A 17,653-nucleotide genomic window follows, 5' to 3' on the forward strand; every position below is an offset into this window, starting at 1 on the left:
CGCTCACGACTGCAGCGCGCTCGGCGCCAGGGCCGCGTCCTGGGTGCGGCGGACCGCCATGGCGGTCCGGTAGTCGAGGAGGGCCGCGCGGCGGTTGCGCAGGGCCTCGATCTCCTCGTCGACGCGGGCGAGCTGGGCGTCGAGGGTGCTCTCAGAATGGGAGCAGGAGAGCAGCGCAGGGCCGCCCTGGGCGCAAGGCAGCAATGCGCGAATGGTCTCCGTGCTGAGGCCGATGGCCAGGAGCTCGCGGACGCGCGTCACGCGTTCGACCGCGTCGGCCCCGTACCGGCGGTAGTCGTTCGCGTCCCGCTCGGAGCGGAGGAGGCCCTGCTGCTCGTAATAGCGCAGCAGCCTCGGGCTCACCCCGGTCCGCCGTGACAGTTCACCGATCCGCATCGCGCGACTTCCCCCACCCGGCTTGACCTTGACACTGATGTCATACGGCAACCTCCTGCCCATGACACAGATTCCCGCGTCCCTCGCCACCACCGTCCACGGATCCGGCCCCGGCGTCCTGCTCGCGCACGGCGCGGGCGGCAGCATCGAGGGCAACTACCTGCCGATCATCCCGGCCCTCGCCGAGGGGCACACCGTCGTCGCCCCCGACTACCCCGGCTCCGGTGCCACGCCCCGGGCGACCGAGCCGCTGACCCTCGACGGGCTCGCCGACGCGGTGGTCGCCTCCGCGACCGGGGCGGGCCTGGAGACTTTCACCCTTGTGGGCTACTCGCTGGGCACGCTCGTGTCCGTACGCGCCGCCGCCCGCCACCCCGAGCGGGTGCGCGGCCTGGTGCTGACGGCCGGTCTGGCCAAGGCCGACAACCGGCTGCTCGCCTCCCTGGACATCTGGCGGAAGCTGCTGGCCGACGGGGACCGGGAGACGTTCGCCCGCTTCGTCGCCCTGAGCGGCTTCGGTGCGCCGTTCTTCAACGCCGTGCCCACCGGGCAGCTCGACGCCTTCTACGAGGTGCTGGCCGCCGGTATCCCGGACGGCGCCGCCGACCAGGCGGCCGTCGTCCAGGCCGCGGACACCACGGGCGACCTCGCCGGGATCTCCGTACCCACCCTGGTCATCGCCACCGCCCTGGACACCCTGGCCTCACCCGCCGGTTCACGCTTCCTCGCGGATCACATACCCGGTGCCGAGTACGCGGAGATCGAGACGGGTCACATCCCGATGGCCGAGAGCCCCGAGGAGTGGCAGAAGCTGATCACGGGTTTCCTGGCCAGGCACGGCCTCTGATCTGCCGTCAGATGCGGCCGAGCTGCCACAGCCGCCAGATCCCCGTGCCGTCCGTCAGATACTGCGTGCCGGAGATCTGGGAGCCGCTGAGGGTGTACTCCTTCCGCTGCCACAGCGGCACCAGCGGGACGTCCTCGGCGACGATCCGCTGGATGGCCCGGAAGTCACCGGCGACGCGGTTGCGTTCGTAGCTCTTCTGGGTGGCGCGGATGCGGTCCTCCACGCGGGTGCTGTAGTAGCCCGAGTGGAGGGAGGAGCCCTTGCCGACGAGGGGCGTGGTGAAGGTGTCCGGGTCGGGGAAGTCCGCGACCCAGGTGACGCAGTAGGCGTCGTAGGCGCCGCGGGCGTAACCCTCCTGGAACTCCTTCCACTCCACGTGCCGCGTGGTCACCTCGAACAGCCCGGTGGCCTCCAGCTGCCGCTTCAGCAGGGCCGCCTCGTCGTCGGTGGCGGCGCCCTGCGAGTAGGCCAGGCGGAAGGCGACCGGCCGGGTGATGCCGGCCTGCCGCAGCAGGGCGCGGGCGCGGTCCGGGTCCGGCTCGGGGTAGGCGTCGAAGAAGGACGTGGTGTGGCCGGTGAGGCCCTGCGGGATGAGGGAGTACAGCGGCTCGACCGTCCGCAGGTGGATGTCGCGCGCGAGGGCGACCCGGTCGATGACGGCGGCGACGGCCCGGCGCACCGCGACGTCCTTCACCGGTGACCCGTCCCGCAGGTTGAAGATCAGTGAGCGGGTGGTGGCGCCCGCGCTCTCCATCAGCTTCACGGCCGAGTCCGACGGCGACTGCTGGGCGATGACGGCCGGCGGCAGCTGGCGCCCGGCGACGTCGATGCTCCGCCGCTTCCACGCCTGGGCCATCGCCGCCGGGTCACGGAAATAGCGGACGGTCACGGCCTCGCCCTTGCGCTTGACGCCGCCCAGATAGCTCTTGTTGGGCTTCAGCTCGGCGCGGGTGCCGGCCTGGTAGCTCTTGAGGACGTACGGGCCGGAGCCGTCCACGGCGTCGCCCGGGCGTAACCGGTCGGCGGGGTAGCGCGTGGAGTCCACGATGGCCCCGGCGCCGGTGGCGATCTTGAACGGGAAGGTGGCGTCCGGCACCCGCAGCCGGAAGGTCACCGTCCGGCCGGCCGCCTCCACCGAGCGGAGGGTCTCCAGCAGCTGCCCCGGCCCCTGGGGCGAGTTGATGCGGGAGATCCGGTCGAAGGAGAACTTCACGTCCCCCGCCGTCATCTCCCGGCCGTTGCTGAACTTCAGGCCCTCGCGCAGCTCGCACACGTACGTGCGTAAGTCGCCGCCCTTGAAGTCGCAGCGGCTCGCGGCGTCAGCGACCGGGGCGCTGGAGCCGGGCGTGAAGGTCAGCAGCGACTGGTAGACGTTGCTGAACAGCGCCCAGGAGCCCGCGTCGTAGGCGCCCGCCGGATCGAGCGCCGTGACCGTGTCGATGGTGCCGACCGTGATCGGCCCCTCGTCCCGCTCCCCCGTGGACACCATCCCGCAGCCGGCGGACCCCGCCAGCAGTCCCGCGCACATCGCAGCCGCCCGAACCCGGACCCAACGCATCCCCGCGCCCCCTCCGCCCAGTGATGCGCATCACTCAAACATACGAACGCGCATACGTCCGGGGAATAGGCCAAGTGATCGTCAGCAGGGGCCGGAGCGCCGGGAATCGTCCCGCTATGCCTGCCGTCCTCCGGCATGTGCCGCAGGACCCGCGCCCGGAACCGCTACACCCCCAGCAACTCCGCCGCCATCTCCGCCACACCCGCCATAGCCCGCCTGTGCAGCCCGCCCCCGAAGGTCACCCGGGCGGCGCCGAGCGCGCCCAGCTCCTGGGGTGACGGCCCACCCGCGCGGGCGAAGGCGTTCACCGGCAGGCCCGTCCCCTCCGCGAGCGGCGCCAGCAGCTCCGGCGGGGCCAGGATCGGGTAGAGGCAGTCCGCGCCCGCCTCCGCGTAGAGGCGGCCGCGTACCAGCGCGGCGTCCAGGTCCGGCTCGCCCCTGAGGAACGTGTCGATGCGGGCGTTGACGACGAGCGCGTCGCCCGCCTCCGCCCGCACCTCGGCCAGCCAGTCCGCCTGCCGGCGCGGGTCCTTCAGGGCCTGTGAGGCGCGTTCGCTGTCCTCCAGGTTGCAGCCGACCGCGCCCGTCTCCAGCAGCCGCTCGACGAGCTCGCGGGGCGCCAGGCCGTAGCCGTCCTCGATGTCCGCCGATACGGGCACGTCCACGGCGCGGGCGATCCGGGCGACCGCCGCGAACATCTCCGCCGGCGGTGTGGCACCGTCCTCGTACCCCAGCGACGCCGAGACCCCCGCGCTCGGCGTGGCCAGCGCCGGGAAACCGGCGTCCGCGAAGGCGCGGGCGCTGGCGGCGTCCCAGGGGCCGGGCAGTACGAGGGGGCCGGCGGAGCCCCGGGGGTGGTGCAGGGCGCGGAAGGCGGTGGCGGTCACGCCGACGCCTGGTAGGCGCCGGGGTACAGGCGGGTGGTCACGCCGATCCGGTTCCAGGCGTTGATCGTGACGATCATGGAGATCAGCTGGGCCAGCTCCTGCTCGCCGAAGCTGCGGGCGGCGCGCTCGTACACCGCGTCGGGCACGAAGCCGTCGGTGAGGACGGTCATCGCCTCGGTGAGGGCGAGCGCCGCCTGCTCCTTCTCGGTGTAGTAGCCGATGGCCTCCTCCCACGCGTTGAGGAGGAAGAGGCGCTCCTCGCTCTCACCCATGCGGCGGGCGTCCTTGGTGTGCATGTCGAGGCAGAAGGCGCAGCGGTTGATCTGCGAGGCGCGGATCTTGACCAGCTCGATCAGACCCGGTTCGAGGCCCTTGCGGGCGGCCCGCTCCAGGCCGATCATCGCCTTCTGCACCTCGGGGGCGATCTCGTGGAGCAGCATCCGCGGGGCGTGGTGGTGGGTGGTGTGGGTGGTGTCCGTCGTCGTCATGGGCACGAGCCTAGGGCAGGGGTAGCCCACCGGTATGGTCCACTCCCATGGAGAAAACGTGGGCCACTTCGGATGGCGGCACCGGGGCCGGCAGCGGCGCCGACCTGCATCTGGACCTGGACCTGAGCGGTCCGGGCGGCGTACGGGCCTCCTTGATCCGCGCCCTGCGCGACGCCGTCCGTACGGGCCGTCTGGCGCCCGGTACCCGGCTGCCCTCCTCCCGTTCCCTGGCCGCCGACCTGTGCCTGGCCCGCAACACCGTCGCCGACGCGTACGGCGAGCTGGTCGCCGAGGGCTGGCTCACCGCGCGCCAGGGCTCGGGCACCCGGGTGGCCCGGCGGGCCGCTCCCCGCGCGCCCGAGCGCGGCTCCACCCCGCCCCGCACGGCCCGGCGGCCCGCCTACGACCTGCGGCCCGGCAGCGCCGACGTCTCCGCCTTCCCGCGCGCCGCCTGGCTCTCCGCCGCCCGGCGGGCCCTGACGGCCGCCCCGCACGAGGCGTTCGGCCACGTCGACCAGCGCGGCCGCGTCGAGCTGCGGAGCGCCCTCGCGGACTATCTGGCGCGGGCCCGGGGCGTGCGCGCGGACGCCGGGCGGATCGTGGTGTGCGCGGGCTCCACCCAGGGGCTGGCCCTGCTGAGCCGGGTGCTGCGACGGCGCGGGACGCGCGAGATGGGCGTCGAGGAGTACGGGCTGTGGTTCCACCACGAGGCCCTGGAACGGACCGGGGTGCGCTGCTCGGAGCTGAAGGTCGATCGGTTCGGCGCGGCGATCGAGCAGTTGGAGGAGCGCAAGGCCGTACGGGCGGCGCTGCTCACGCCCGCCCACCAGTTCCCCACGGGTGTGCCGCTGCACCCCGACCGGCGTGCCGCCGTCGTCGACTGGGCGGTGCGCACCGGCGGGCTGATCCTGGAGGACGACTACGACGGCGAGTTCCGCTACGACCGCCAGCCCGTCGGCTGTCTCCAGGGGCTCAACCCCGAGCGCGTCGTCTACTTCGGCACGGCCAGCAAGTCGCTGGCGCCCGGGCTGCGGCTCTCCTGGATGGTGCTTCCGGAGCACCTGGTGGGCGATGTGCTGAAGGTGAAGCAGGCCGGGGAGTGGAACTCGGGCACCCTCGATCAGCTGACCCTCGCGGAGTTGATCACGAGCGGCGCGTACGACCGTCACGTCCGCGCGATGCGGCTGCGCTACCGGCGCCGCCGCGACCAGCTCGTGACCGCCCTCGCCGAGCACGCCCCGCACATCCGCGTCACCGGCATCGCCGCCGGTCTGCACGCCGTCCTCGAACTCCCGCCCGGCACCGAGCGGGCCACCGTGCAGGCCGCGGCCTGGCAGGGGCTGGCGCTGGAGGGCCTCTCCCGCTTCCGCTACGGCGGCGGGGCCGACCGGGACGTCGAGGGCCCGGACGGCCTGATCGTCGCCTATGGCACACCGCCCGACCACGCCTTCGCGGGCGCCCTGGACGCGCTGCTGCGCGCGCTGCCCCCGGCCGACTGAACCCCGCCCGGCCGGGCCCCCGGCTACCCCGCGTAACCTGCCCGCGTTCGCCCCTTAGGGTGAACGCGCTGGAGAAACGTGAACTGACGGGGGTCGGACACATGGCGGAGAAGACACGTAGGCGACTGCGGTCGTCGACGGTGATACTCGGCGGGATGGGCGCGCTCGCGGCCGCGCTGACATCCTGCGGCTCGGAACCGGACAAGCGCTGCGTCGACCCGAACAGCTACGACTCCGTACGCGGCTACCGCGTCGTCGACTCCAAGGCGTGCAAGGGCGGCAGCGGCAGCAGCAGCAGTGGTTCGAGCGGCTCCGGCCGCTGGTACTACGGCTCCGGCAAGTCCGGCGGCTACGCCGAGAACGGCACCTTCAGCAAGAGCCAGGCCGTCGACCGCGGCGGCTTCGGCTGCTCCGGCTCCGGCTCGGGCGGGGGCTGAGCGGCGTGCGACGGCACCGGATCACCCCGCGCCCGGCCTGGCAGTCCACGGTCGAGGAACAGGGCCTCATCTACCCCCTCACCCGCCACCCGGACGGCTCGCTGCGCCCGTACTGGGACGAGAGCGCGTACTACTCCTTCACCATCGCCGAGATAGAGGCGCTGGAGGAGACCGTGGCCGAGCTGCACGAGATGTGCCTGACCGCCGCCGCGCACATCGTGACCCGCGACCGCTTCGCCGACCTCGGCATCACCGACCCGGGGCTGGCCGCGCTGATCACCGAGTCCTGGCGCCGGCGCGCCGAACTCCCCTCCGTCTACGGCCGCTTCGACCTGCGCTACGACGGCGAGGGCCCGGCCAAGATGCTGGAGTACAACGCCGACACGCCCACCTCGCTGGTGGAGGCCGCGAGCGCCCAGTGGTTCTGGATGGAGGATCGTTTCCCCGACTGCGACCAGTGGAACTCCCTGCACGAACGGCTCGTCGACGCCTGGAAGCGCCAGGCGCCCCTGCTGCCGCCCGGCGCGCCCCTGCACTTCGCGCACTCGGCCGACGACGAGCTCGGCGAGGACCTGATGACGGTCGCCTATCTGCGCGAGACCGCCGAGCAGGCGGGGCTCGCCACCCGGGCCATCTCGATGGAGGACATCGGCTGGGACCACGTCTCCGGCCGCTTCGTCGACGAGCGCTACGCCTTCATCCGCGCCTGCTTCAAGCTCTACCCCTGGGAGTGGCTGGCGACCGACCGCTTCGGCCCGCACGCCCTGGACACCCTCGACAACGGCGGCGGTACGGGCTCCACGCTGTGGATCGAGCCGGCCTGGAAGATGCTCCTGTCCAACAAGGCCCTGCTGGCCGTCCTGTGGGAGCTCTTCCCCGGCCACCCGAACCTCCTGCCCGCCTATCTGGACGGCCCCCGCGAGCTGGCCGGCACCGACGGCTGGGTCGCCAAGCCGCTGCTCGGCCGCGAGGGCGACGGAGTGACCGTGCACCCCGCGGGCAGCGACCCCGCCCCGCGCGACGAGCCGTGCTGCTACCAGCGGCTCGCGCCGCTCCCGGACGTCGACGGCAACCGCGTGGTGCTGGGCGCGTGGGTCGTCGAGGGCGAGCCGGCGGGCCTGGGCATCCGCGAGTCGGAGGGGCTCGTCACGGACGGCTACGCCCGCTTCCTGCCGCACGTCATCCGCTGATCCCCCGGGCGCTCCGCATGCGCGGCGTGTCGGCTCGTGTCAGCCTGGCGGCGAGGGCAATCCCCGTCATCCCCCGGGAGTGAACAGCGATGGCCAAGCATCAGCACCGGCACAAGGCGGAACGGGCGTCGGACAAGGCGAAGGCCAAGGCGTCGGACGCCAAGCAGACGGTCGAGGGACGCGCCCGCCAGGCCAAGGAGAAGGTCCAGGAGAAGACCCGGCAGCCGTCCCAGCAGGAGCACTGGCAGCGGGACCGCGACACCTTCGACGAGAACTTCGACGTATGAGGGCAGGTGAGGGCCCGGTGGCCACCGGGTGATCGCGGGTGCCTCCCCGCCGGCCGGCCGGCGGGGAGGCACCCGGTCCGCGCTCAGCCCTCCAGGACGGCCCGCAGCTGCTCCAGGCCCCAGTCCAGGTCCTCCTTGCTGATCACCAGCGGCGGGGCGATGCGGATCGTGGAACCGTGGGTGTCCTTCACCAGGACGCGGCGGTCCATCAGCCGCTCGGAGATCTGCCGCCCGGTGCCCTTCGCGGGCGTGATGTCGACGCCCGCCCACAGGCCGCGCCCGCGCACCGCCTCCACCGCGCCGCCGCCGACCAGCAGGCCCAGCTCGTGGTGGAGGTGCTCGCCGAGCTCGGTGGCCCGCTGCTGGAACTCGCCGGACTTCAGCATCGCCACGACCTCCAGCGCCACCGCGCACGCCAGCGGATTCCCGCCGAAGGTCGAGCCGTGCTCGCCGGGCCGGTACACGCCGAGGATCTCGCGGGAGGCCACCACCGCCGACACCGGCACCACGCCGCCGCCGAGCGCCTTGCCCAGCACGTACATGTCGGGGACGACGTCCTCGTGATCACAGGCGAAGGTTCTGCCCGTGCGGCCCAGCCCGGACTGGATCTCGTCCGCGATGAACAGCACGTTCCGCTCCGCGGTCAGCCGCCGCACGCCCTGGAGGTAGCCCGCCGGCGGTACGAGGACGCCGGCCTCGCCCTGGATGGGCTCCAGCAGCACGGCGACGGTGTTGTCGTCGACGGCCGCCTCCAGCGCCGCGAGGTCGCCGTAGGGAACGATCTCGAAGCCCGGGGTGTACGGGCCGTAGTCGGCGCGGGCCTCCTCGTCCGTGGAGAAGCTGATGATCGTGGTGGTGCGGCCGTGGAAGTTGTTGTCGGCCACGATGATCTTCGCCTGGCCTGCGGGCACGCCCTTGACGCGGTAGCCCCACTTGCGGGCGGTCTTCACGGCCGTCTCGACCGCCTCCGCACCGGTGTTCATCGGCAGCACCATCTCCTTGCCGCACAGGGCGGCGAGCTCGGCGCAGAACTCCGCGAACCGGTCGTGGTGGAACGCGCGCGAGGTGAGCGTCACCCGATCGAGCTGTGCTTTCGCGGCGTTGATCAGACGGCGGTTGCCATGGCCGAAGTTGAGCGCGGAGTACCCGGCCAGCATGTCGAGATAGCGCCGCCCCTCGACATCCGTCATCCACGCCCCCTCCGCATACGCGACGACGACCGGCAACGGATGGTAGTTGTGCGCGCTGTGGGCCTCGGCGGCGGCGATGCTGCGATCCGTGGATGTCACCGTGTGCTCCGTTCGGTATGCGGGCATGCTGTTCCTACTTTCTACTACCAGCACCCCACCGCCGGGACGGGTCCGCTTCCACACCTGAGAGAATGTGCGCATGGCCCTTGATCGTCCGCGCGCTCTCTCCGGTATCCAGCCCACCGCAGGCTCGTTCCACCTCGGGAACTACCTCGGTGCCGTCCGGCAGTACGTGGCGCTGCAAGAGACCCACGACGCCTTCTACATGGTGGTCGACCTGCACGCGATCACCGTTCCGCAGGACCCGAAGGAGCTGCGCGCCAACACCCGGATCGCCGCCGCCCAGCTGCTGGCCGCGGGCCTGGACCCGGAGCGCTGCACCCTCTTCGTGCAGAGCCACGTGCCCGAGCACGCCCAGCTCGCCTGGGTGATGAACTGCCTCACCGGCTTCGGCGAGGCGTCGCGCATGACGCAGTTCAAGGACAAGTCGGCGAAGCAGGGCGCCGGTCAGACCACGGTGGGCCTGTTCACGTACCCCGTCCTCCAGGTCGCCGACATCCTGCTCTACCAGGCGGACGCCGTGCCGGTGGGCGAGGACCAGCGTCAGCACATCGAGCTCACCCGCGATCTCGCCGAGCGCTTCAACACCCGGTTCGGCGACACCTTCACCATGCCCGCGCCGCACATCGTGCGCGAGACGGCGAAGATCTACGACCTGCAGGACCCGACGGCGAAGATGAGCAAGTCGGCGGCCAACCCGAAGGGCCTGATCAACCTCCTCGACGAGCCCAAGGTCTCCGCGAAGAAGATCAAGAGCGCGGTCACCGACACCGACACGGTGATCCGCTTCGACGCCGAGAAGAAGCCCGGTGTCAGTAACCTGCTGACCATCTACGCCACGCTCACCGGCGCGGGAATCGCCGAACTGGAGCAGAAGTACGAGGGCAAGGGCTACGGTGCGCTCAAGACCGACCTCGCCGAGGTGATGGTGGAGTGGGTGACCCCCTTCCGGGCCCGTACGCAGGAATACCTGGACGACCCGGAGACGCTGGACGCCGTCCTGGCGAAGGGCGCCGAGAAGGCCCGCGCGGTCGCCGGCGAGACCCTCGCACGGGCGTACGACAAGGTGGGCTTCCTGCCCGCGAAGCACTGATCGATCGGCACTGACACATAGCACCGCCGGGCCCCGGGCAAGAGCATTGACGGGCCCGGTCGGGCGCACGCACGTGGCCATGGTCCCGTGCGCGCGGGACCAGCGGACCTGGCACCAGGTGCGGCTCAGCCGTCACACTGGCCACGGGGACGTACAGGCGCACAGGAGGGAGAACGCAATGGGGACCGTAACGCTCGGCGTTTCGATCGCGGTCCCGGAGCCGTACGGCAGCTTCCTCCAGAAGCGCCGCGAGGGCTTCGGGGACCCGCACGCGCACGGCATCCCCACCCACGTCACCCTGCTGCCGCCCACCGAGGTCGACGGCTCCTCCCTGCCCGCGATCGAGCGCCACCTCGCCGACGTGGCGGCCCTCGGCCGCCCGTTCCGGATGCGCCTGTCCGGCACCGGCACCTTCCGCCCCCTGTCGCCGGTCGTCTACGTCAATGTGGTCGAGGGCGCCTCCTCCTGCGCCTGGCTCCAGAAGCGCGTCCGGGACGCCTCCGGGCCGGTCGCCCGCGAGCTCCAGTTCCCGTACCACCCGCACGTCACCATCGCCCACGGCATCGCCGAGGAGGCCATGGACCGGGCCTATGAGGAGCTGGCGGACTTCGAGGCCGCCTGGACGATCACCGGCTTCGCCCTGTACGAACAGGGCGGGGACGGCGTCTGGCGGCTGGAGCGCGAGTACCCCTTCGAGGAGAGCGCGGAATCCGCCATGCCGCGCCAGACGGACATCGCACGCCCCCCGGCGGCCTCCCGTTAGAGCGGTCACCGCGCGCTTTCCGGGGTACGCGTACAGCCATCGTGGAGATGGTAGGTGTGGACCATGGACTGGCTGACCCGGCTGCCGGTGATCGGACCCCTGATCGCCCGGCTGATGCGCACCCACGCGTGGCGCTCGTACGAGACGCTGGACCGGGCGAAGTGGGCCCGGCTCGCGGCGGCGATCACCTTCACCAGCTTTCTCTCGCTCTTTCCGCTGGTCACCGTGGGCGCGGCGATCGGCGCGGCGTTGCTCACCGACCAGCAGATGCGGGATCTGGAGCACAAGCTCGCCGAGCAGGTGCCCGGCATCTCCGGCCAGCTCGACCTCAGCACCCTGGTCGACAACGCCGGCACGGTCGGCGTCGTCGCCGGTGCCCTGTTGCTCTTCACGGGAATGGGCTGGGTCGGCTCCCTGCGCGAATGCCTGCGGGCGGTGTGGCAGAAGGAGGAGGACCCCGGCAACCCCGTCCTGCTCAAGCTCAAGGACGGGTTGCTGCTGCTGGGCCTGGGCGGGGTCGCCCTGGTGTCCTTCGCCTGCTCGGCGTTCGCCACCTCGGCCGTGGGCTGGGTGGTCGACAAGGCGGGCCTGGACGGCGTCGGCGGGCTGCTGACCGCGCTGGGCTTCTGCATCGCCGTGCTCGCCGACTTCCTGATGATGCTCTACGTGCTCTCCCGGCTGCCCGGCGTGCACCCCGAGCCGCGCCGCCTGGTGGTGGGCGCGCTGATCGGCGCGGTCGGCTTCGAGCTGCTGAAGCTGCTGATCAGCGGCTATCTGCAGCAGGTGGCGGCCAAGAGCATGTACGGGGCGTTCGGCACCCCGGTCGCCCTGCTGCTGTGGATCAACTTCACGGCGAAGCTCACCCTCTTCTGCGCCGCGTGGACGGCCACCCCGTCACAGGGCGCCGGGGACGCCGCCTCCGGGCCCGGCGAGGAGGCCGGGTCCGGAGGCGGCACGGTCACTGCCGCGGGCGACGGCGCACCAGCTCCGGCAGCGGATGGCGGCGGTGCACCACGAACCCCGCCACGGCCAGCACCACCAGCGCGCCGGCCGTGATCCCGACGGCCGTCCACATCCCGCCCGTGCCCCCGGCGACCGACGCCTGGGCGTGCTCGGAGGCCTGGACGCCGTCCTTGCCGCCGGGCTTGTCCGCCATGCCCTTGGGCGCCACGAGCACGCCGACGGGCTGGACGTGGCCGGCCGCCTCGAAGCCCCAGTCCAGCAGCGCCCGGGTCTCCTTGTAGACCTGGTACTGCTCGGTCTTCTCCGGGTTCATGACGGTGACCAGCAGCTTGCGGCCGTCGTGCTGGGCGACGCCGGTGAAGGTGTTCCCGGCGTTGGTCGTGGAGCCGTTCTTCACCCCCGCCATGCCCTTGTAGGGCTGGTTGTCGGGCATGCCCTCGCCGGTGAGCAGCCGGTTGGTGTTGACGATGGAGAAGCTCTCGCGCTTCTTGCCCGGCTTCTCCTCGCCCGGGAACTTCGCCGTCACCGTCGCGCAGTACTCCCGGAAGTCCGCCTTCTGCAGGCCCGAGCGGGCGAACAGCGTCAGGTCGTACGCGCTGGAGACCTGCCCGTCCGCGTCGTAGCCGTCGGGACTGATGACGTGTGTGTCCCGCGCCCGCAGGTCGTCCGCGTGGGCCTGCATGTCCCTGACGGTCCGCTCGACGCCGCCGTTCATGGCGGAGAGCACCCGCACCGCGTCGTTGCCCGAGCGCAGGAAGACGCCCAGCCACAGGTCGTGGACGGTGTAGGACGAGCCCTCCTTGACCCCGACCGCGCTGCTGCCCGCGCCCATGCCCTCCAGGTCGGAGGGCAGCACCTTGTGGGTGGCGTTGCGGGGCAGCTTGGGCAGCACCGTGTCGGCGAAGAGCATCTTCAGGGTGGACGCCGGGGGCAGCTCCCAGTGGGCGTTGTTCGCGGCGAGGATCTCCCCGGACTCGGCGTCGGCCACCAGCCACGACCGGCCGGAGAGGTCCTGGGGCAGTTCGGGGGCGCCCGGGCCGCGCTTCACCTGAGGGCCGGGTTTGCCCAGCAGCTCGCCCCCCAGCGTCGACATCCGCGCGGGTGGGGTCTTCGGGGCGCCCTTGCCGTCGGCCGGATTGTCGGCGTGGGCGGGAGCGGCGGTCATCAGCGGGAGGAGCAGCGAGGCGGTGACCGCGAGCGCGGCCCCGTAGCGTCGCGTCGCGGCGTACCGCGGGGTGTGTGATGTCGTCGTCGGCACGTTCGTGAACGTACCCCGCTGTGTGGCGCTTGTAGTCGCTGCCTCACCGGGACGGACCCCTGGCGAGGACCCGATAGGACCAGTGTGCGGAGCCGAACGCATACTGAAACCCATGCTGAGTTCTTCCGGGGACGCCTCACCGACCCCACGCGCCGCCGCCACCCTCTCCCGCCCCGTGGCCTGGTTCCTGCTCGCCTTCGGGGTGTGGAGCTGGTTCATCTGGATCACCTTCGCGAAGAATTTGTGGAAGGACGGCAGCGGGCTCGCCTTTGACGACGCGGGCGATCCGACGGCGTACTTCTGGGTCCATCTCGCGCTCGCGATCACCTCGTTTCTTCTGGGGACGGCTGTCGGGATCATCGGGTTGCGTGGCGTGAGGGCGTTGCGGCGCACGTCATAAGGGGCCGGTACGGCGAGGTCGTCCCGACCCCGCCGCCGACCCGAACCAGGCAGCACTCGAACGTTTGCTCAGTACGGCGGAGACCCCGACGAGTACGCATGACCACGACCGGAGTGGACCATGCGCCTGGGTCACAACCGCTTGTTCATTCGAGGGACCGTGATCCTCAGAAGCACCGATCGCCGGACCGGCCCGCTTCGGGCCGTCCGGCGATCGAGGACACATCCGTCGTGCTCGTGAAGGCTACGGAAGCCACGCCTTCCACACGTCCGGGTGCCGCTGCACCCACCGCTTCGCCGCCTCGTCGGCGGAGAGCTTGTCCTCGGCGATCATCTGCGCCACTTCGTTCTGGTCCGCCTTCGACCACTTGAAGTTCTTCAGGAAGCGCGCGGCCTTGCCGCCCTTGTGCGTGAACTCCGCGTTGAGGAACTTCTTCAGCGACTGCGTGGGATACGCGCAGTCGACCGTCGACGGGTCCTCGGCGCCCTTCTCGGCGCAGGCGTCGGTGTACTCCGGCAGCTTCACCTCCACCATCGGCACCTCGTTGAAGAGCCACTGCGGCTCGTACCAATAGGTGAGGAAGGGCTGCTTCTTCTTCGCGAACTGCTGGATCTGGGTGATCTGCGCCGCCTCGGAGCCCGCGAAGACGACCTGGTAGTCCAGGCCGAGGTTCTTCACGAGCGCCTTGTCGTTGGTGACGTAGGACGGCGAGCCGTCGAGCACCTGGCCCTTGCCGCCGCTCTCGGCGGTGCGCAGCTGCGAGGCGTACTTGTTGAGGTTCTTCCAGTCGAGGACGTCCGGGTGGGCGTCGGCGAAGTACTTCGGTACGTACCAGCCGATGTGGCCGGTGACGCCGAGGTCGCCGCCCGGGACGATCGTCTTCTTGTCCTGGACGTACCGCTTCTCCTGGTCCGGGTGGCTCCAGTCCTCCAGGATCGCGTCGACGCGGCCCTGGCTGAGGGCGTCCCACGCCGGCACCTCGTCCACCTGCACGGTGTCGACGCGGTAGCCGAGCTCGTGCTGCAGGAGGTACTGGGCGACGGCGGCGTTGGCGCGGGCGCCCACCCACGACTGCACGGACAGGGTGACGGTCTTGGTGCCCTGCGCGTCGGCGTAGGGCGAGGACTGCTTGGTCATGTCGGCCGCGCCGCAGCCGGTGGCGGCGAGCAGACACAGGGCACCGGCGGCGCCGGCGATCAGCTTACGAGCCATCACGGGCCTCCTTGTTCGACTTCGTCGGCTGGGTGACCCGGTCGAGCATCAGTCCCAGGCAGACGATCGCGGCGCCCGCGACGAGCCCGGTGGCCAGGTCGCCCTGGGCGAGGCCGAAGACCACCTCGTAGCCGAGCGCGCCACCGCCGACGAGGCCGCCGATGATGACGACGGACAGGACGAGCACCACGGCCTGGTTGACCGCGAGCAGCAGCTCCGGGCGGGCCAGCGGGAACTGCACCTGGCGCAGCTGCTGGCCGCTGGTCGCGCCCATCGAGCGGGCGGACTCCAGCGCGCCGGGGTCGACCTGGCGCAGGCCCTGGCCGGCGATGCGGACGACGGCGGGCAGCGCGTAGACGATCGCGGCCGCGGCGGCCGGGGCCCGGCCGATGCCGAAGAGGGCGACGACGGGGATCAGGTACACGAACTGCGGCATCGTCTGGAAGACGTCCAGGACCGGGCGCAGCACCCGCTCCACGCGCGTGGAGCGCGCGACGGGCACGGCGATGGCGAAGCCGAGGACGAGCGTGACGGCGACGGCCGCGATCACCTGGGAGAGGGTGTCCATGGAGACCTCCCAGCGGTCGAGCACGCCGATCGCGGCCAGGGAGAGGACGGCGGTCAGCGCGGTGCGCCAGGTGCCGATCAGCCAGGCGAGGCCGGCGACCAGCAGCAGGGCGCCCCACCAGGGCAGGCCCTGGAGGCCGTCGCGCAGCGGGTCGAGGATCCAGCCGGTGTAGCGGGCGGCCCAGTCGGCGGTGCCGCCGATGCCGGGGACGCCGGAGTAGAGGTGGTCGACCATCCAGTCCTTGGCGTCGTTGACCGGCGCGGCGATGGCCACGGTCCAGTGGTCGGGCCAGACCTTGGAGTCCAGGAGGCGGGCCGCGACGGCGGCGGCCGCGGTGACGGCGGCGACGAGCGCCCAGCGCGCCCAGGGCCGGCCGGCGGCCTGGGTGCCCGTGCGCTCGCCCGCGGCGGCGGTCGTGCGGTCCAGGACGATCGCCAGCAGCACGATGGGGATGCCCGCGGCCAGGGCGCTGCCGACGTCGACTGTCGACAGGGCCTGGTAGACGCGGTCACCGAGGCCGTCGGCGCCGATGACGGACGCGATGACGGCCATGGACAGGGCCATCATGATGGTCTGGTTGACGCCGAGGAGCAGCTCGCGGCGGGCGAGCGGCAGCCGTACGGTCAGCAGCCGCTGGCGGCCGGTCGCACCGAGCGAGGCCGCGGCCTCCAGCACGCCCTTGTCGGTGGCGCGCAGGCCCAGCGCGGTCAGCCGCGCCATGGGCGGGGCCGCGTAGACGACGGTGGCCAGGACGGCGGGGGCGACGCCGATGCCGAAGATCAGCACGACGGGCAGCAGGTAGGCGAAGGCGGGCAGCGCCTGCATGGTGTCCAGGACGGGGCGCATGGCGCGGAACATCCGGTCCGACAGCCCGCCCGCGAGACCCAGCAGCACCCCGACGACGACGGACGCGGCGACGGCGACGACCATCAGCGCGAGCGTGCGCATCGTCGGCACCCACATGCCGAGCAGCCCGCACACGGCGAACGACACGAGCGTGGTGGCGGCGACCTTGACGCCGGCCACCCGCCAGGCGAGCAGCGCCGCGCCGGCCGTCACGCCCGCCCAGCCGAGGGCGATCAGGACGGTGTAGACGGCGTGGACGGCGGCGATGATGGCGCCGCTGATGTGGCCGAAGAAGTAGAGGAACAGCCAGTGGCCGTCGCGGTTGTCGATGATCCAGTCGTTGGCCCGGCCGAGCGACCCGCTCAGGTCGACGGTCAGGGCGTGCGGCCAGGTGCCGTTGCCCCAGGTGGTGGCGGCGAGCGGGGCCAGGACGGCCGCGGCGACGGCGAGCACGAGGAGCTTGCGGGCGGCAGGTCTGGCGGCGAGGGCTCGTAGCATCCCGAGGCCCTTCCGGCGCACGGCGTCGGTCGCCTCGGCGCCGGTGGCGCCGCGGGCGGTGGAGGTGGCGGTGCTCATGCGCGCCACCCCCTGGTGTGAGGGAGGGTTACGTTCACGCCGCCTCCTTCTTCCCGCGGTCCAGGCCCGCCACGATGCCCAGGAGGCCCTGGCTGTCGACGACGCCGAGGCAGCGGCCGCCCTCGACGACGCGCGCCGGGGCGCCCGTACGGGCCACGGCCTCGATCGCGTCGGCGACGGTCGTGGTGGGGGCGATGGCCGCGCCCGAGTCGGCCTCGCCCGCCTCGGCGGGGCGCATGGCGCGGCGGACGGTGAGGACCTGCTCGCGGGGGACGTCCCGGACGAAGTCACGGACGTAGTCGTCGGCCGGGGAGCCGACGATCTCCTCGGGGGTGCCGCACTGCACGACGCGGCCGCCGCGCATCAGCGCGATCCGGTCGCCGACGCGCAGCGCCTCGGACAGGTCGTGGGTGATGAAGACCATCGTGCGGCCCTCGTCGTGGTGCAGGCGGACGACCTCGTCCTGCATCTCGCGGCGGATCAGTGGGTCGAGGGCGCTGAACGGCTCGTCGAAGAGGAGGACCTCGGGGTCGGCGGCGAGCGCTCGGGCGAGGCCGACGCGCTGCTGCTGACCGCCGGAGAGCTGCCCGGGGCGGCGCTCCTCCATGCCGGCGAGGCCGACCTTGTCCACCATCTCGGCGGCCTTGGTGCGCCGTTCGGCCTTGCCGACGCCCTGGATCTCCAGGCCGTACGCGACGTTGTCGAGGACGGAGCGGTGCGGGAGCAGTCCGAAGTGCTGGAAGACCATGGCGGCGCGGTGCCGGCGCAGGTCGCGCAGGGCGCCCTTGTCCATGCCGCAGACGTCCTCGCCGTCGATGGCGATGGTGCCGGAGGTCGGCTCGATGAGCCGGGTCAGACAGCGCACGAGCGTGGACTTGCCGGAGCCGGAAAGGCCCATGACGACGAAGACCTCGCCCTGGCGGACGTCGAAGGAGACGTCACGGACGGCGACGGTGCAGCCCGACTCCTCGCGCAGCTCCTCGGGGGAGAGCTCGGCGAGCGGGCTGTCCGGCACGCGGTCGGCCTTCGGACCGAAGACCTTCCACAGATTGCGGACGGAGAAGACAGGGGCCAT

18 protein-coding genes are annotated in these 17,653 nt (G+C 72.0%); 9 read left to right on the forward strand and 9 right to left on the reverse strand.

The genetic code is table 11. The features are described from left to right. Window positions 1–3 precede the first annotated feature (3 nt). Window positions 4–396 carry a MerR family transcriptional regulator gene (locus ACZ303_RS13685; RefSeq protein ID WP_467338426.1) on the reverse strand — a complete coding sequence of 131 codons (393 nt, stop codon included), beginning with the start codon at window positions 394–396 and terminating at the stop codon, window positions 4–6. Window positions 397–457: 61 nt separating this feature from the next. Here ACZ303_RS13685 and ACZ303_RS13690 point away from each other — a divergent pair, with 61 nt between their 5' ends. Further along, window positions 458–1,243, forward strand: coding sequence for an alpha/beta fold hydrolase (locus tag ACZ303_RS13690; protein WP_467338428.1), 786 nt, complete (start codon window positions 458–460; stop codon window positions 1,241–1,243). A gap of 7 nt (window positions 1,244–1,250) precedes the next feature. On the opposite strand, the gene ACZ303_RS13695 is transcribed toward ACZ303_RS13690, so the two are convergent. The 3 genes from ACZ303_RS13695 to ACZ303_RS13705 all read right to left on the reverse strand — a co-directional run bounded on the left by ACZ303_RS13695 (window position 1,251) and on the right by ACZ303_RS13705 (window position 4,176). Further along, entirely contained in the window at window positions 1,251–2,801 is a 1,551-nt protein-coding gene (locus ACZ303_RS13695) for an ABC transporter substrate-binding protein (RefSeq protein ID WP_467338430.1), read from the reverse strand. A gap of 164 nt (window positions 2,802–2,965) precedes the next feature. Further along, entirely contained in the window at window positions 2,966–3,688 is a 723-nt protein-coding gene (locus ACZ303_RS13700; protein ID WP_467338432.1) for an isocitrate lyase/PEP mutase family protein, read from the reverse strand. Further along, on the reverse strand, window positions 3,685–4,176 hold the full coding sequence (locus ACZ303_RS13705; protein ID WP_467338434.1) for a carboxymuconolactone decarboxylase family protein: 492 nt from the start codon (window positions 4,174–4,176) through the stop codon (window positions 3,685–3,687). The genes ACZ303_RS13700 and ACZ303_RS13705 overlap by 4 nt, the downstream gene beginning before the upstream one ends. 47 nt (window positions 4,177–4,223) lie before the next feature. Here ACZ303_RS13705 and pdxR point away from each other — a divergent pair, with 47 nt between their 5' ends. From pdxR to ACZ303_RS13725, 4 genes are all read left to right on the forward strand, one after another. Continuing rightward, the gene (gene pdxR / locus ACZ303_RS13710) at window positions 4,224–5,675 is read left to right on the forward strand and encodes a MocR-like pyridoxine biosynthesis transcription factor PdxR (protein WP_467338436.1); all 1,452 of its coding nucleotides are present in this window, start codon (window positions 4,224–4,226) and stop codon (window positions 5,673–5,675) included. A 101-nt stretch (window positions 5,676–5,776) separates the two neighbouring features. Further along, entirely contained in the window at window positions 5,777–6,112 is a 336-nt protein-coding gene (locus ACZ303_RS13715; protein WP_467338438.1) for a hypothetical protein, read from the forward strand. A gap of 5 nt (window positions 6,113–6,117) precedes the next feature. Further along, window positions 6,118–7,302, forward strand: coding sequence for a glutathionylspermidine synthase family protein (locus ACZ303_RS13720; RefSeq protein WP_467338440.1), 1,185 nt, complete (start codon window positions 6,118–6,120; stop codon window positions 7,300–7,302). A gap of 89 nt (window positions 7,303–7,391) precedes the next feature. Beyond that, window positions 7,392–7,589 carry a hypothetical protein gene (locus ACZ303_RS13725; RefSeq protein ID WP_467338442.1) on the forward strand — a complete coding sequence of 66 codons (198 nt, stop codon included), beginning with the start codon at window positions 7,392–7,394 and terminating at the stop codon, window positions 7,587–7,589. Between the two features lie 83 nt (window positions 7,590–7,672). Here ACZ303_RS13725 and rocD read toward each other — a convergent pair whose 3' ends face one another. After that, window positions 7,673–8,878: an ornithine--oxo-acid transaminase gene (rocD, locus tag ACZ303_RS13730; protein WP_467338444.1), complete on the reverse strand. Its 1,206-nt coding sequence runs from the start codon at window positions 8,876–8,878 to the stop codon at window positions 7,673–7,675. A gap of 94 nt (window positions 8,879–8,972) precedes the next feature. Between rocD and trpS the strand changes: the two genes are divergently transcribed. From trpS to ACZ303_RS13745, 3 genes are all read left to right on the forward strand, one after another. Then, a complete protein-coding gene (gene trpS, locus ACZ303_RS13735) occupies window positions 8,973–9,992 on the forward strand; it encodes a tryptophan--tRNA ligase (protein WP_467338446.1) in 1,020 nt (339 codons plus the stop codon). Window positions 9,993–10,170: 178 nt separating this feature from the next. After that, window positions 10,171–10,755, forward strand: coding sequence for a 2'-5' RNA ligase family protein (locus ACZ303_RS13740; protein WP_467338448.1), 585 nt, complete (start codon window positions 10,171–10,173; stop codon window positions 10,753–10,755). Window positions 10,756–10,818: 63 nt separating this feature from the next. Then, window positions 10,819–11,811, forward strand: a complete 993-nt coding sequence (locus ACZ303_RS13745; RefSeq protein WP_467338450.1) for a YihY/virulence factor BrkB family protein — start codon at window positions 10,819–10,821, stop codon at window positions 11,809–11,811. Here ACZ303_RS13745 and ACZ303_RS13750 read toward each other — a convergent pair. Next, window positions 11,714–12,976 (reverse strand): D-alanyl-D-alanine carboxypeptidase family protein, encoded by a 1,263-nt coding sequence (locus ACZ303_RS13750; RefSeq protein ID WP_467338452.1) that lies wholly within the window; start codon window positions 12,974–12,976, stop codon window positions 11,714–11,716. The genes ACZ303_RS13745 and ACZ303_RS13750 overlap by 98 nt on opposite strands. 112 nt (window positions 12,977–13,088) lie before the next feature. Here ACZ303_RS13750 and ACZ303_RS13755 point away from each other — a divergent pair, with 112 nt between their 5' ends. After that, the gene (locus tag ACZ303_RS13755) at window positions 13,089–13,376 is read left to right on the forward strand and encodes an SCO4848 family membrane protein (protein ID WP_467338454.1); all 288 of its coding nucleotides are present in this window, start codon (window positions 13,089–13,091) and stop codon (window positions 13,374–13,376) included. Between the two features lie 243 nt (window positions 13,377–13,619). Here the strand turns inward: ACZ303_RS13755 and ACZ303_RS13760 are convergent, their stop codons facing one another. The 3 genes from ACZ303_RS13760 to ACZ303_RS13770 form a co-directional block, all read right to left on the reverse strand. Beyond that, a complete protein-coding gene (locus tag ACZ303_RS13760) occupies window positions 13,620–14,588 on the reverse strand; it encodes an ABC transporter substrate-binding protein (RefSeq protein WP_467338456.1) in 969 nt (322 codons plus the stop codon). Next, a complete protein-coding gene (locus ACZ303_RS13765) occupies window positions 14,578–16,500 on the reverse strand; it encodes an ABC transporter permease (RefSeq protein ID WP_467339025.1) in 1,923 nt (640 codons plus the stop codon). Before ACZ303_RS13765 ends, ACZ303_RS13760 begins: the two co-directional genes overlap by 11 nt. Before the next feature lie 112 nt (window positions 16,501–16,612). Continuing rightward, window positions 16,613–17,653, reverse strand: coding sequence for a quaternary amine ABC transporter ATP-binding protein (locus tag ACZ303_RS13770; protein ID WP_467339027.1), 1,041 nt, complete (start codon window positions 17,651–17,653; stop codon window positions 16,613–16,615).

This window comes from Streptomyces sp. NPDC023527 (genome assembly GCF_055560115.1).